The sequence below is a fragment of the Leptospira vanthielii serovar Holland str. Waz Holland = ATCC 700522 genome (genome assembly GCF_000332455.1).
Lineage (GTDB): Bacteria > Spirochaetota > Leptospiria > Leptospirales > Leptospiraceae > Leptospira_A > Leptospira_A vanthielii.
Map to the genome: position 1 here is coordinate 135,021 of NZ_AOGY02000014.1, position 13,000 is coordinate 148,020.

13 protein-coding genes are annotated in these 13,000 nt (G+C 40.0%); 7 read left to right on the forward strand and 6 right to left on the reverse strand.

The genetic code is table 11. The features are described 5' to 3' along the window. Nucleotides 1-2: 2 nt before the first annotated feature. From LEP1GSC199_RS02895 to LEP1GSC199_RS21410, 3 genes are read right to left on the reverse strand one after another with little or no spacing between them, the layout of a single operon-like run. Complete coding sequence (locus LEP1GSC199_RS02895; RefSeq protein ID WP_002977207.1) at nucleotides 3-344, reverse strand: rhodanese-like domain-containing protein; 342 nt, start codon at nucleotides 342-344, stop codon at nucleotides 3-5. Beyond that, nucleotides 344-2,284 (reverse strand): ABC-F family ATP-binding cassette domain-containing protein, encoded by a 1,941-nt coding sequence (locus LEP1GSC199_RS02900; protein ID WP_002976855.1) that lies wholly within the window; start codon nucleotides 2,282-2,284, stop codon nucleotides 344-346. The genes LEP1GSC199_RS02895 and LEP1GSC199_RS02900 overlap by 1 nt, the downstream gene beginning before the upstream one ends. Before the next feature lie 49 nt (nucleotides 2,285-2,333). Continuing rightward, nucleotides 2,334-2,495 carry a hypothetical protein gene (locus LEP1GSC199_RS21410; RefSeq protein ID WP_002977273.1) on the reverse strand — a complete coding sequence of 54 codons (162 nt, stop codon included), beginning with the start codon at nucleotides 2,493-2,495 and terminating at the stop codon, nucleotides 2,334-2,336. A 110-nt stretch (nucleotides 2,496-2,605) separates the two neighbouring features. Between LEP1GSC199_RS21410 and LEP1GSC199_RS02905 the strand changes: the two genes are divergently transcribed. Further along, a complete protein-coding gene (locus LEP1GSC199_RS02905; protein WP_002976930.1) occupies nucleotides 2,606-3,442 on the forward strand; it encodes a YihY/virulence factor BrkB family protein in 837 nt (278 codons plus the stop codon). On the opposite strand, the gene LEP1GSC199_RS02910 is transcribed toward LEP1GSC199_RS02905, so the two are convergent. Continuing rightward, nucleotides 3,427-3,840 (reverse strand): hypothetical protein, encoded by a 414-nt coding sequence (locus tag LEP1GSC199_RS02910; RefSeq protein ID WP_039925935.1) that lies wholly within the window; start codon nucleotides 3,838-3,840, stop codon nucleotides 3,427-3,429. The genes LEP1GSC199_RS02905 and LEP1GSC199_RS02910 overlap by 16 nt on opposite strands. A 152-nt stretch (nucleotides 3,841-3,992) precedes the next feature. Here LEP1GSC199_RS02910 and LEP1GSC199_RS02915 point away from each other — a divergent pair, with 152 nt between their 5' ends. Genes LEP1GSC199_RS02915 through LEP1GSC199_RS02930 form a run of 4 tightly spaced genes read left to right on the forward strand, consistent with a single transcriptional unit; the run spans nucleotide 3,993 to nucleotide 6,871 of the window. Then, nucleotides 3,993-4,433 carry a hypothetical protein gene (locus LEP1GSC199_RS02915; protein ID WP_002976990.1) on the forward strand — a complete coding sequence of 147 codons (441 nt, stop codon included), beginning with the start codon at nucleotides 3,993-3,995 and terminating at the stop codon, nucleotides 4,431-4,433. Further along, nucleotides 4,414-4,986, forward strand: a complete 573-nt coding sequence (locus tag LEP1GSC199_RS02920) for an LIC12231 family lipoprotein (RefSeq protein ID WP_002977119.1) — start codon at nucleotides 4,414-4,416, stop codon at nucleotides 4,984-4,986. Before LEP1GSC199_RS02915 ends, LEP1GSC199_RS02920 begins: the two co-directional genes overlap by 20 nt. Before the next feature lie 5 nt (nucleotides 4,987-4,991). After that, nucleotides 4,992-6,017 (forward strand): sulfite exporter TauE/SafE family protein, encoded by a 1,026-nt coding sequence (locus LEP1GSC199_RS02925; protein ID WP_002977205.1) that lies wholly within the window; start codon nucleotides 4,992-4,994, stop codon nucleotides 6,015-6,017. A 53-nt stretch (nucleotides 6,018-6,070) separates the two neighbouring features. Next, nucleotides 6,071-6,871: an EAL domain-containing protein gene (locus LEP1GSC199_RS02930; protein ID WP_002977065.1), complete on the forward strand. Its 801-nt coding sequence runs from the start codon at nucleotides 6,071-6,073 to the stop codon at nucleotides 6,869-6,871. Here LEP1GSC199_RS02930 and LEP1GSC199_RS02935 read toward each other — a convergent pair. Then, nucleotides 6,868-8,052: an Acg family FMN-binding oxidoreductase gene (locus tag LEP1GSC199_RS02935; protein ID WP_002976914.1), complete on the reverse strand. Its 1,185-nt coding sequence runs from the start codon at nucleotides 8,050-8,052 to the stop codon at nucleotides 6,868-6,870. The genes LEP1GSC199_RS02930 and LEP1GSC199_RS02935 overlap by 4 nt on opposite strands. Before the next feature lie 52 nt (nucleotides 8,053-8,104). On the opposite strand from LEP1GSC199_RS02935, the gene LEP1GSC199_RS02940 reads away from it, so the two are divergent. Together LEP1GSC199_RS02940 and LEP1GSC199_RS02945 are read left to right on the forward strand one after the other, a co-directional pair. Beyond that, nucleotides 8,105-8,776, forward strand: a complete 672-nt coding sequence (locus LEP1GSC199_RS02940) for a DsbA family oxidoreductase (RefSeq protein ID WP_002977146.1) — start codon at nucleotides 8,105-8,107, stop codon at nucleotides 8,774-8,776. Between the two features lie 65 nt (nucleotides 8,777-8,841). Beyond that, a complete protein-coding gene (locus tag LEP1GSC199_RS02945; protein WP_002977213.1) occupies nucleotides 8,842-11,928 on the forward strand; it encodes an efflux RND transporter permease subunit in 3,087 nt (1,028 codons plus the stop codon). Nucleotides 11,929-11,934: 6 nt separating this feature from the next. On the opposite strand, the gene LEP1GSC199_RS02950 is transcribed toward LEP1GSC199_RS02945, so the two are convergent. Next, nucleotides 11,935-12,966, reverse strand: coding sequence for a DUF2804 domain-containing protein (locus LEP1GSC199_RS02950; protein ID WP_002976934.1), 1,032 nt, complete (start codon nucleotides 12,964-12,966; stop codon nucleotides 11,935-11,937). Nucleotides 12,967-13,000: the final 34 nt, after the last annotated feature.

Below are 13,000 nucleotides of genomic sequence, written 5' to 3' on the forward strand. Positions count from 1 at the left end.
AATTAATACTTTTGCATGGAAGGATCTACTAAATCGGAATAGGCTAAGGTTCCGCCAGCTACGTTTTTGTAGGATTTGAATCCTGCTTGGGCTAAAATTCCGCAGGCCATTCCTGACCTTCCGCCCGATCGGCAATACACTAAAATTTCTTTATCGATTTGGTTTTTTAATTCTTCGATTCGGGCAGCAAGTTCACTAACGGGAATGAGTTTGTCTGTGCCAGGAACGAGAGCAATTTGTTGTTCGTTCGGATTTCTTACGTCCAATACAAAAAAATCATCTTTGCCTTCTGCACGTGCATCCAATCGTTTCTTAAAACTTACTACATCAATTTCCGGTACCATTATGTAACTCCGCCCATTTCTTCTAGTTCTAGAGTTGCATCCTCCCAACGTTTTGTAAGGAGAGCAACTTCTCTTTTAATATCGTTATAAGTGTCCATTTCCAACTGAAAACTTCTGTTTTTAAAGAACTCCGGATCCTGTAAAAGTTCCTCTTTGTCCTTTTTATTTTTTTCCAGTCTTTCTATTTGGACTTCCAAATCGGAAATTTCTTTCTCTAATTTTTTTCGTTTATTTTTACTGGCTTGAGGATTAGCTTTTTTTTCCTCAAACTTAGCTTTGCCGACAAGGTTTTGGGCCGGGGATTCCTTTTCGTCTTCCTTATGGAACTTGAGGTAGTCGTCAAAACTACAATTTAGGTTTTGTAAAACTCCCCCTGAGAGTTGGAAGGTGCGGTTACAAAGTCCCTTCATAAAATCAGGGTCGTGGCTGATGATGAGTAGGCTTCCCGGAAAATCGATGAGGGATCTTTTGATGGCTTCCCGAATCACAATGTCCAAATGGTTTGTGGGTTCATCTAAAAATAGGCAATTGGTGGGGTGATTGACAAGAAGTGCCAATCGGAGCCGACTTTGTTCCCCACCTGATAGGTGTTTTACGGATTTAAACACTCCGTCCCCCGGAAAAGCAAAATGCCCGAGAAGGGTCCTTGCTTTTTCGTCACTCAGTTCTGGGTATTTTTTAATTACCGTTTCCACTAGGTTCAGGCTTTCGTCTAAATCTTCTCCGTGGGTTTGAGAGAAATATCCCAGTTTGGTTTTTGGGCCATAGTAGAGGGAACCGGAATCCAATTTATGTCTTTCCAAAAGACAACGCATAAGGGTTGATTTTCCGGCACCGTTCGGACCCACTAACGCTACTTTATCGCCTGCGGAGATTTCAATCTCTGCGTTTTCAAAGATTCTTTTTTTGATCCCAGTATTTTTATCAGGATAAGAGAAGGAGGCATCTTCTAAACGAAGGATGATATTACTCGAAGGGACAAATTGGAATTGGTAGTCCGGTTTCTGGTTCCAGAAGGATTCTTCTGGATTGTCCACTCGGTCTCTTTTTTCCAAACGTTTGATGACCGATTGGACTTGTCTTGCTTTGGTTGCCTGTGCGCGGAATCGTTCCACCCATTCCATTCTGGACTTAAGATAAGTTTCTTCTTTTTGAAATTGTGCTTTAAGTTGTTCTTGGATTTCGTTTTTTGCTTCAAAAAATTCTTCCAAACTTCCTTGGAACTCAAAAGTACCATGTGGATTGATTTCAATGATAGTATCAACAGTTTGGTTTAGAAATTCAGGATCATGGGTCACAAGAACAAAGGCTTGGTTTTGTGAAACAAGAAAGTCAGCTAACCAAGATTTGGTTTTATCATCCAAATGGTTTGTTGGTTCATCGAGTAGTAATAAATTATGTGGGTTGAGTAAGGCAATGGCAAGGCCAATGCGGTGGTGGTAACCCGGTGAAAATTCTCTGGTTTTGCGTAGGAAGTCTGCGGTGGAAAATCCAAGACCCGATAGAATTTTTTTGGCTCTTGCCTCTAGACCATGTAAGTCGTGTAAGTGGGCAAATTCTTCTAGATCACTTTGTTCGTGAAGCAGTTCTTCAAAGGCAGGATCTTCATGGTCTATGGTTTCGAATTTGGATTCGATGAGTTTTCGTTTGCCATCGTATTCTGCGTAGAGTTTGTTTTCATCGAGAACAGTATCGATGACCGAAGTTTCAGGACTAAATTCTGGGATTTGTTGGAAAAGAGAAAGGACTGTATTTTTGGAACGAATGACTTCCCCGGATTCGGGTTTCATCTTTCCGGCCGCCATTTGGAAGAGGGTGGTTTTCCCAGAGCCGTTTGGTCCGACAATCGCAACACGGCACCCTGGTTTGATATGCCAGCTAAATCCCTCAAAGAGGACTTTGGGGCCGAAGTGTTGGTGGATTTGGATGAATTGGATCAAGTGAGTGTGAAAACCCGCCGTAGAGGCGGGTGATTTAAGCGGACTAACCTTATTTTTTGGCTAGAAGTTCCGCCTTTCTTTCACGAAGGTGTCTTACATAAAGGCTGGATTCACCATTCATGGTTTCAACAGACTTTTTGATGGCTGCGTCAATTTCGTCTACCGTCATCTTCGCGATTTTTTTGTTCTTATTTTCTTTTTCTTCTGACATGGAAGTTTTCCCCTTTTAGGTACGTCACTGAGATTCTTCCAGGGTTTCCGTAGGAATGGAGACTGCAAGAAAAATAAGACAAAAATACAGACAAGTTCCAAACTGACCGCATGAAACGCCTCCGACGATTTTTCAGTGAAGTTTACCTGTACGATGTCCATGGCCTTGCTTCGGAACTTTCGTTTACCTTCCTTTTGACTCTGTTTCCTCTGCTCGTTGTCTTTGTGACCCTACTGGGACTTTTGCAAGATCCGAGAACCATCAATTTGATGACAGACCAAATCGGTAAGTTTCTGCCCGCACCCATTTTCCAACCCATAGACAAAAGTGTCGAAAATCTAACAAAGGTTAAAAGTTATAATGTAATTGCTCTTAGCATCGCAATTTCGTTTTTTTCTAGTTTGACTATCTTTGGAACGATCTCCAAGGCACTTCGTTTTATTTCGCGGGACGAAACCAAAGTTGGGTTTATCGCCTCACAATGGATTAACTTTCGATTGCTTGTGATCTCTCTTTTACTGCTTGTTTTGTATTTTTATCTGACTTATGGACTGGTTGCGACAGAACGATTTTTGTTTCAGAAATTTCGGTTTGGTTTTTTTCGGAACCATCCTTATCTAGCGGTATCACTTATCACTTTACCATACAGCATTGGACTTTTTACATTCTATTATGCTTATATTACGAAAGCAAAAACTACTTTAAAAGAAAATTTATCTGGTGCGATTTTAGCATCACTCCTTGTGCTTGGAATGAGTTTTGGATTCCAAGGTTATCTGAAAATGAAAAACGTGGGAGTGAATTATTCCTTAGCGTATGATTTGATTTCCAAAATGGTAGTACTTATGTTGTACACCTATATCAACTCAACCTTTTTTATTTGGGGATTTTTATGGAACCAAGTCCTTGCGGATGATCGTAATAAAAAGTCTCAATCTAAAAAATAATCGGGCTCTAAGATCCTCGGACAAAACGAAATAATGATTCCGAAGTAGTGGCGTGCCAAGGAATGGAAGAGCCATTCGCCGCCAGAAGAAAGGATGTCGTCGGCATCAAGATCGGTGTATCCTTTTTTATGAAACAACTGGTCGAGGCCCCAGTTTTCTTCACCGGGAATGACTTGGACTTTAAGGTGGGCGTAAAATTTATTATCTAACCTTTGATAACGAAATACTAACGCTCTTCCACCTAACGGATTCCTGATGGTGAAGGTGATCCAAGTGGGAAAATCATTTTCTGGTTCTGAACTTAAATGGTAGAGTTCCCAACCTATATCCTTAGCATTTCCAAAAAATTCTTGAAAGCTGGAAGTAAAAGCAGATTGGTATTCAGCTGTGATCCCCATTTGTTTTTGATGGAAATGGAACCCCATATTTAAGGCAAATTTTATCTTAATTTTCCTATTAAAGTTTTGAAATGTTTTTTGAAAAAGAAAAGGAAATTCCGGTTTCCCTAAGAATGAGATTCATTAGGATGGGGACTTGAGGTTTGTAACCTATGATTGAAACCATCAATATCAATTGGCCAAGCGGAGCCATCGATCCCGTCATCCATTGTCCTGCTTGCGGTAGTCTTGTTCTTAGTCCTTTAGAAGAGGAAGGGCCTGGTTGCCATCATATTCAGTTTATCATTGATAGTGAGTCTGGCGAATTTAACTACATCACAGAACCCTTCGATGAAATTTTAAAAGAATTCCGTAAACCTGAGGTAGAGGGATTTGACGAGTGGGATGCCACAGAAGTTTTTTTAGAAGAAGCAGAATCCAATACATTCTATGTAATGAATTTGATTTTACCTAGTAATGTTTCGATTGAGGATGATCCTGTTTGTTTACGCATTGGATTCGAATTATTTTTTTCGGAAGACCAAGAAGAATTGTACGAAGAATTAGAAAGAAGACATGACGAGGAAGGGTTACATGACCACAGCCAAAACTAAAGTATCAACTATTGCGACAGTAATCGTTGCACTTTTCATTTTTACCAATTGTTTGATCAGTTATAAGGACCATCCAAAAATCCTTCCCCTTCCTTCGGAAGAAAAAACAAACGATACCAATTTTGTTTATGCCCTCCCTACATTTCCTCAAATGAATTTGGGGGGAAGGGAAGCTCTCAAGAATTACTTTCAAAACAAAACTCGTTTTAAAAATACTGTGGAAGGTGTGGATGTTCCAAAGTCCGGGTATTTGGTGAATGTAAAAGTAAATTACCGTTCCCCGTCCCCTGAAGCGACGGTTTTTCTCGGAATTTCTACTCTTACCGCCACATTACTTCCCGCTTGGTCCACACAAGATGGTTATGATGTACAATACCTTCTCTACAAAGATGGAAAGAAGGTAGGAACGTATGATTATCATATCTTTAGAAATTATGCGCAGTGGTTACTGTTTGTTCCTATTTCTTGGTACAATTTTGAAACAGCAACCGAACGAGAAGTATTTGAAAGAACCACACTGAAGTTCTTTGAGGACGCCAAGGAACATTTCTAAAACATTTGGACTTTAACTTCCAAATTTATCATGATTTTGTTTGGGGATTTTGGCCCGGGATCATTGTAGTATTTGGAGTTGGGTTTTTTGTTGGGTATTTAGCTTCATTTTTAGGACTGGGAGGAGGGTTTATTTACACTCCCTTCTTCCATAGTTTTTTCCACCTAACTGCTGTCCAAGCCGTTGCCGTCTCTTTGGCGCAGATGCCGGTCTCGGCTCTTTCCGGGCTTGTTGTGTATCACAAAAACAAGAAAATCCGTTGGAAACAAGGATTCCTTTTGTTATGTACATCCATTCCTGCGGCCCAATACACGGCCTATAAATTTGGTAGATTTGAAGACACAGAAATCGGCAAACAGTTGTACTACGGGATTCCTTTGTCGGAATTTATTTATCTCATTGTGTTCACTGTTTTTTTGGGAATCCTTGCAGTTTATAATTTAATCACAGCGTTAAAGAGAAGGAGGAAATACTACCAAACTCTGGCAGTCCAGACTGAAAATTTAAATCCAGCTGCCATTGAGGTTTCTGCAAAATCTGATTCTGATCTGGAAACAAAATTAGATTCTGATGTGAATATGGATTTGTCGGTTAACGTAGATAAGACGAATCTGAAAGTAGAAACAGATAAAAACCAAGCTGATTTGTTTTTCTATTCACCTAAATCTGTTTTGATTGTACTTTTCACTGGAATTTTTTTCGGTTTGTTTTCTTCCCTTTTTGGGATTGGCGGAGGATTTCTTGCGGTTCCTCTCTTTGTTTACTACTTTCGTATGAGTCCCGTGGAAGCGGTCGCCACTTCCTTTTTAGGAATTTTTCTCACCTCTTTTGGAACGAGTGTACTATTTTTTCTCCAAGGAAAGTTGCATTTGGAACTTGCCCTTGTCGGAAGTTTTGGAGGGATCTTTGGTGCGAGGATTGGTTCTCTAAAAGCTGTGAATGCAAAACCATATAGCATCTTACTTGTCACTGCCATCTTCCAATTTTTGGTAGTGGTTTGGTATGTGCTCGGAAAACTTCCAAAATTCTAGTTGTCGAAATTCGTTTTTTTATTTAGATTTCGTCTAAATTGAGTAACGGTATGATGAAATTCAAATTTCCCGAAGACCAACTTGTTACCACACCAGAAGGTAAAGTTCCGAAATTATATAGTTGTGCCGAATGTCGCAGCGGTGCGGGCCTTGACTTTTCTTTTACGATGGCTTTCCAGCCCATCGTGGACTGGAACAAAAAAACGGTTTATTCGCATGAAGCTTTAGTTCGGGGAATTTCAGGAGAATCTGCATATTCGATTCTTTCTAAGGTAAATGCAACTAACAGATATCAGTTTGACCAGGCCTGTCGGATCAAAGCGATCCAACTCGCAAGCCAGATACAAATTCCCTCTTACTTAAATATTAACTTTTTACCCAATGCCATTTACCAACCGGAAACTTGTATTCGTACAACTTTAGAAGCAAGTCGTGAATTCCAATTTCCACTCAACCGATTGGTGTTTGAGTTAACCGAAGGGGAAGAAGTTCAAGACCACGACCATATCATAAAAATTTTTAAAGCATACAAACAGTATGGTTTTTTAACTGCGATAGATGATTTTGGTTCTGGTTATTCTGGACTCAACCTACTTGCAAAATTCCAACCTGATCTCATCAAATTAGATATGGAATTGATTCGAAACATTCATCTGAATCCTGTGGCCCAAAAATTAACGAATGCAATTGCGGGAGTTTGTCGTGAAATTGGAATTGCTGTCATTGCCGAAGGTGTAGAGACTATTGAAGAGTTAAAAGTTTTGGTAGATATGGGAATCCATCTCTACCAAGGGTATTTGTTTTCCAAACCTGCTTTTGAGTCGACAGGTGTAGTTCATTTTCCCAATCTCTAAATTAAAAAACTTTCTATCTCCCGTCTCGGAGAATCATATTCATAAGAACTTCTTCCCATTCTTGCAATCAATTGAATCTGTTCGTTTGGTTTTAATCCGAGTATCGTTTTTAATTGTTTGGTGAAGGTTCGACTTTCTGGATAATCTTCGACAGCTTGGTTCATTGTGTGGAAGGCAATGTTACGCACAGCACAGGCCAATGTGAAGCGTATAAAATCCCTTCCCGTTTCTATCCATGTTCTCTCATCGTCGGATCCTTCTGTGATAAAGAAAACTAATGCTTTGGATGAATACACTTGGTTCTGGAACATTTGGATTCCCGCTTCTTTGGCAGATTCGGAATGCCAACCCTCTTTCGATAAATCCACAAAGAATGTTTTGGCAAACCAGAGTTTGATTCCTGAAAGTCCGTTTCCTTCTAGGGTGAGTCCATCTCGTTTGTTGTAGATGTCTTCTTTGGACACTCGAAACCACTTTCGATTTAACTCATTGGATGCAGTACGATTAGTTTCCATCGCAAAAGCAGAATCGAGTAAGGGAAGGATGGATTCTAACTTTTTTGGATCATTGAGAAAGAGTAATTTATGTTTGGATGGTCCTGTTAACATTTTTAGGTCAGCCATTTCTTCCTCAGTAATCATTGGGCCCGAGTAAACGGACCGATTCATTCGGCGGTGGGGAAGACCGGCAAACAAAAAGTCATGCACACATTTTGACTTGGGGGAAATTTCAAATTTGGCAATGGGGTTTAGGGGAAAGGTTTGGGAGCTAGGTTTTCCTTTGGGGAAGTAAGTAATTTTCGTATCAAACATAAGTTTATCGGCCGTTAGATGAGCTAACTCTAAAAAAGCTCCATGGGTATGAAAGAATTGGCGGTTTAGGGAATCTATTTCCTGGAGTTGTTTTTCCCTATCCCCAAAAAGTAAAAACGCAGAATCCGATACCCGCTTGATTTTCCAAGGTTGGGAATTATGAGAATTGGGAGCAAGGAGGGCTGTGATGAGGATTTGGTCTAAGGGTTTGGTAAAACCCAAAGATTCCGCATACCCGAGGGGGTCTTTCCTGTGAAGGGTCGCATCCCCCGACGAATAGGCATACAATTCACTTTGTATTGTGGACAGGGAAACCAAGGCACCGGAGGCAAAACTGTTAAATAGAAATCTTTTTCTTGTGAGCTTCATAATTTTCCCATTTCTGGATTTAGACCTTAATTGAAAGGGAGTCTAACCTTAAATGTCAACCAACTCTGAACCTTTTTCCATTGATATCGTCTCCGATGTAGCTTGCCCTTGGTGTTATGTAGGAAAAAAGAAACTGGAGTTGGCCCTCCAAACAGTAGGAGATAAAATCGATCCACAGGTTCGATGGAGGCCTTTTCAATTGTCTCCCGAAATTCCTGAAGCCGGAATTGATTATAAAGAGCACCTAACACAGAAATTCGGAAGTTTGGACCGCTTGGATGGTGCTTGGCAAAGGCTGACACAAATTGGAAAGGACGTTGGTATTTCTTTTCAGTTCGATGCCATTCCAAAGGCTACGAACACATTGGTATTACATGCTCTGGTTGCTGGGCTTTCTAGCTTAGAAGAACAAGCTAAGTTGGTAGATTTGTTTTTTGCTGCTAACTTTACCGAGGGAAAAGATCTCACGGATAAAGAAATAATTTGGAAGGTAGCCGAACCAGTTTATAAAGATCGTATCAAGTTTGATGCAGTATTTGCAGATCCAGAACTCAAAGAACATATCAGGCAAGAAATTTCCTACTACCATCAAAATGGAATCAGCGGTGTTCCGTATTTTATCGTTGGAGGAAAGTATGCGGTGAGTGGAGCTCAAGACACTTCGGTTTTTGTAGAAGTGATTGAGACTGTATTAAAAGAACGCGAATCAGAAAAACAAAGTTAATAAATTTCCATTTCATCTTGACCAGGCATTCAAAATCATTAGGTTGATTAAATCGAATTATATTTATGAAAAAAATTATCCATTTCTTCGTCTACAAACCATTAGTTGCTAATTTGGTTTTTATATTTTTGTTCCTTGCGGGAATGATCTCTGTGCTTTCTATGAAACGAGAAGCATTTCCGAGAGTAAACTTTCGTCAAGTGCGTGTTCTTACTGTTTATCCTGGTGCCAGTCCCGTGGATGTGGAAAAAAAAGTAACCATTCCCATCGAAGAAAAGTTACGCGAGGTAGAAGGATTAGACTCGGTTCGTTCTATCTCTCGAAACTCAGAATCCGATATCAGTATCAAAATCGATTTAGAACACAATAACCCTGACGGTGTTGTGAACGATATCAGACGTGCTGTAGATCGTGTGACCAATTTGCCAGCAACTGTGAAAGATCGTCCGATTGTAACAGAACAAAAGAGCTCCAACTTTCCTGTGTTAGAGATGGCAATCCATGGTGCAATGGATGAGATGGAACTTCAGGAAATGGGTCGTTTCATTGAAGATGAGATGCGTAAAGTCTCTGGGGTATCTAGAGTGGATGCTTTTGGAAAACGAAAAGAGGAGTGGCGGATTCGTGTGGATCCCGACCTGAAAAAAAAGTATACTCTTGGTTTTTCCGATATCATCAATGCAATCTCCAAACGAAATATCAGTGTTCCAGCAGGATCTTTTTTGCGGCCCATCACCCAAGACATTCGTGTGACCGGTGAAATCAGCGAAATCAATGATATTAAAAATATCCCCATTCGTTCGAATGAAACAGGAAATACGATTCTTTTATCACAAGTTGCCAATGTAAAAGATACTTATGAAAGGCCACGGGTGGTTGCCATTGTGAATGGGGAACCTGCTTATGTTTTACAAATCATTAAAAAAGATAGTGCGGACATCATTCGCACAGTGGAAGCGGTTCAGGCAAGAGTTGCAGAATTAAAGAAACAAATTCCGGCTAACATTCAGTTTACGGAATTGAACAATGAAGGGGCTCGTGCGATCAAACGATTGGATGTGGTGATTACCAATTCACTTCAAGGTTTGTTTTTGGTTGTGGTGGTCCTAATTCTCTTCTTTAGTTTTAAGGATTCCCTACTCACAAGTCTTTCGTTGCCATTGACTCTTTTTGCAACTACCATCGCTTTTCCTATTTTTGATGTTTCCTTTAACTTAGTGTCCATGCTTGGGATTATTATCTCCCTGGGGATGTTAGTTGATAATAGTATTATTATTTCAGAAAATATCTATAAACATAGATCCAGAAAAATGGATTCAAGAGAAGCCGCAGTTCTTGGTGCCAGCGAACTTTTTGTTCCCATCATTGGGTCTTACCTAACAACCGTTGCTGCCTTTTTGCCAATGGCATTTATGTCAGGAATTATGGGTAAATTCATTTGGCAGATTCCTTTTATGGTGATTGTTGCTTTGACTTTATCCTTATTTGAATCGTTTTTATTACTTCCTGTTCGGTACGCACAGTTCACATCACATGAAGTCAAAAAACGTTCCAAACACCGCGATCGTTTTCGTGCGATTTTAGACAATGGGTTTGAGTCTTTAAAATCAGGATTCACACGTTTCATTACGCGAGTTGTCAAACGTCCATTCCTTACATTAGGTTCGATCCTTATTGTGTTTTTGTCCTCTTGTGGACTTGTCGGACTGATGAATTTCAATTTGTTTCCGAAAGAAGGGATTGATTATGTTTTGGTTCGTGCGGAATTTCCTCCCGATTTTTCTTCTCAAGAGACCGCAAAACAACTGCAATACTTCCAACCGATTCTGGATAAAATTCCAAAATCAGAAGTGCAAAGTGTCATTCTAAAAATAGGAATCCAACAAACAGATCCTACGGACCCACTCACTCGGATTGGGGAACAACTCGGAATGGCACAGATCATTTTAGTTCCAGAAACAGAACGTAACCGCACTGCTCAGGAAATTTTTGGCGAATTAGAACCCGAGTTAAAAAAGTTACCCAATGCGGTTTCTGTGATGGTAGATTTGGTTGTGAACGGTCCACCAATCGGTGCTGCTGTAACGGTTGCCATCGAAGGTCGTGATTACAAAGTTTTAAAACAAATTTCTAATGAGATGCAAGGTTTCCTAAAAAAACAAGAGGGAGTGATCAACATCAATGATGATTACAAACCAGGTAGAGAAGAAATTCAAATTCGAGTGAAGGACACGGCCTCAGCCATTACCGGAATCGATACAGAAATTACTGCCTACTATGTTCGCACAGCTATGGACGGACTTGAAGCATCTAACCTTCGTAAGGGAAAGGACGAAGTTCGAATCATTATCCAAAACGATGACCGGTTCCGAGATGGAATCGAAGATTTAGATACGATTCAGATTTCAAATAAATTTGGTCTCCTAACACCGATTACGGCAGTCACTACAAGAACCATTGTCCAAGGGATAGAGGCTTTATACCATAATGATTATGAAAAAGCCATCACTGTCCTTGCTGATGTCAATGAAGCCGTTACAAGTTCCTCTATTGTGAATGGAAAAATTGTAGATGAGTTTGGAAATATTGGAAAAAAATATCCGGGTTATAAAATTAAATTTAGAGGGGAACAAGAAGAAACTGCTAAGTCCATGGTTTCCCTTCTGGTAGCAGGGGTGTTGGCACTCTTTGGAATTTTTGCCATCCTTGCGATTATTTTCAATAGCATTAAAAAACCAATTCTCATTTTGCTCTCCATTCCATTAGGTTTTGTGGGAGTGGTATTTGGATTTTTGATTTCCGGTAAGGCGCTTAGTTTTCTTGCAATGATTGGTATCATTGGTCTTGCTGGAGTGATTGTAAACGCATCCATCGTACTTGTGGATACCATCCAAGAATTCCAAGCGAAAGGGGAAGGGTTGTATGAGTCGCTCATCACTGCATCTTCGGAAAGATTTCGTCCCATCCTTGTGACTACAATGACGACTATGGCAGGTATGATCCCGACAGCCTACGCTATTGGCGGATCGGATCCACTCCTCATACCCATGACACTTTCCTTGGCTTGGGGACTTGGATTTGGAACCTTTGGGTCCCTGATCTTTATCCCGGCCAGTTTCTCCGCTTATTACAAACTAAAGAAAAGAAAGTAAAACTCTTTAGTAATGATTCAGGACATCTTCGGCAAAACCGAGGATGTTCTCGAGTTTCAGTTTTTCCCCATTATCTAAAACTACTGTTCCGTTAAACTTTCCAAACACTTGGTGTTGGATTGTTTTTATGACTAAAAAATTCATATATGATTTTCTATCGACAATGGGTGTAAAATCCAATTCCAAACGGTTGTTATTGGATGTGAACTTCCAGGGAGCCATATAGTTTTCGGTATCAATGATAAATTTGACTTCATCCAATTTATGAATTTTGCCATCATAAAGGATAGTATTTTCTGAAGCCGGTGTTCTATCAGTAAATCCATATCCTAAATTGAGGCCAAATGGTTTTCCTCCAATCCATGCGGATACAGAACTCCAATACCATCTATTTTTATACGTCCATACACCTCGGCCCCAATCTAATGCTCCAAAATCTTTTTTGGGATCAAATTGATACATTGTATTCCCAACTTGCACTTGGCCTGAGGCCGGCATACAATTGATTTTAGTATTATAATAAAATGCTTTGCGGTTTTCTTTCCAAGAAGTGGCAATATTCATCGATTCCATTTTTGGTTCTGTGAGTTCAATTTTTCCATGAATTCCTTTGGAACCATCCGGTGCATCAAACGATTTGGATTCAAATTCCAAAATTCGTTTTCCATTGATCACTTCAAATCGGAGGCGAAGTTTTTTGTCTTCAAACTGAACAACCCCACTACTGTTCACACGTGGGAATCCTGTTTTTCCTAAAGGTAGAACAGAAAGAGTATCAATTTGTTTGAATGTTCCTCGTTTGAAATCTAAAAAACAAATGGCAAATAGTCCCGCATAACCTAAATCAGATGCAGTGAATGAAATTCCAAAATCTTTAGAAGGAGAAAGAACCGAATAATAATCCCATTCTTTAATTTTTAGTGCGGAGGCCGCAATATTTTCGCGATTGTAAGTCCAAAGAGGGGACCGTGCCCAACCTTCTTCTGTGAGGGTTCCGTCAGATTTGAGTAGAGGGATTTGTTTTTTGATCTCAGGCATGAACCGATTTAAAAGGATTTATAACATTCGGCTA

What these genes read in the sequence shown, in the direction of transcription:
- LEP1GSC199_RS21410 (WP_002977273.1), bottom strand. Translation starts at nt 2,495, where the DNA reads ATGTCAGAAGAAAAAGAAAATAAGAACAAAAAAATCGCGAAGATGACG.
- LEP1GSC199_RS02950 (WP_002976934.1), bottom strand. Translation starts at nt 12,966, where the DNA reads ATGCCTGAGATCAAAAAACAAATCCCTCTACTCAAATCTGACGGAACC.
- LEP1GSC199_RS02905 (WP_002976930.1), top strand. Translation starts at nt 2,606, where the DNA reads ATGAAACGCCTCCGACGATTTTTCAGTGAAGTTTACCTGTACGATGTC.
- LEP1GSC199_RS02940 (WP_002977146.1), top strand. Translation starts at nt 8,105, where the DNA reads ATGTCAACCAACTCTGAACCTTTTTCCATTGATATCGTCTCCGATGTA.
- LEP1GSC199_RS02935 (WP_002976914.1), bottom strand. Translation starts at nt 8,052, where the DNA reads ATGAAGCTCACAAGAAAAAGATTTCTATTTAACAGTTTTGCCTCCGGT.
- LEP1GSC199_RS02920 (WP_002977119.1), top strand. Translation starts at nt 4,414, where the DNA reads ATGACCACAGCCAAAACTAAAGTATCAACTATTGCGACAGTAATCGTT.
- LEP1GSC199_RS02945 (WP_002977213.1), top strand. Translation starts at nt 8,842, where the DNA reads ATGAAAAAAATTATCCATTTCTTCGTCTACAAACCATTAGTTGCTAAT.
- LEP1GSC199_RS02930 (WP_002977065.1), top strand. Translation starts at nt 6,071, where the DNA reads ATGAAATTCAAATTTCCCGAAGACCAACTTGTTACCACACCAGAAGGT.
- LEP1GSC199_RS02915 (WP_002976990.1), top strand. Translation starts at nt 3,993, where the DNA reads ATGATTGAAACCATCAATATCAATTGGCCAAGCGGAGCCATCGATCCC.
- LEP1GSC199_RS02895 (WP_002977207.1), bottom strand. Translation starts at nt 344, where the DNA reads ATGGTACCGGAAATTGATGTAGTAAGTTTTAAGAAACGATTGGATGCA.
- LEP1GSC199_RS02910 (WP_039925935.1), bottom strand. Translation starts at nt 3,840, where the DNA reads ATGGGGATCACAGCTGAATACCAATCTGCTTTTACTTCCAGCTTTCAA.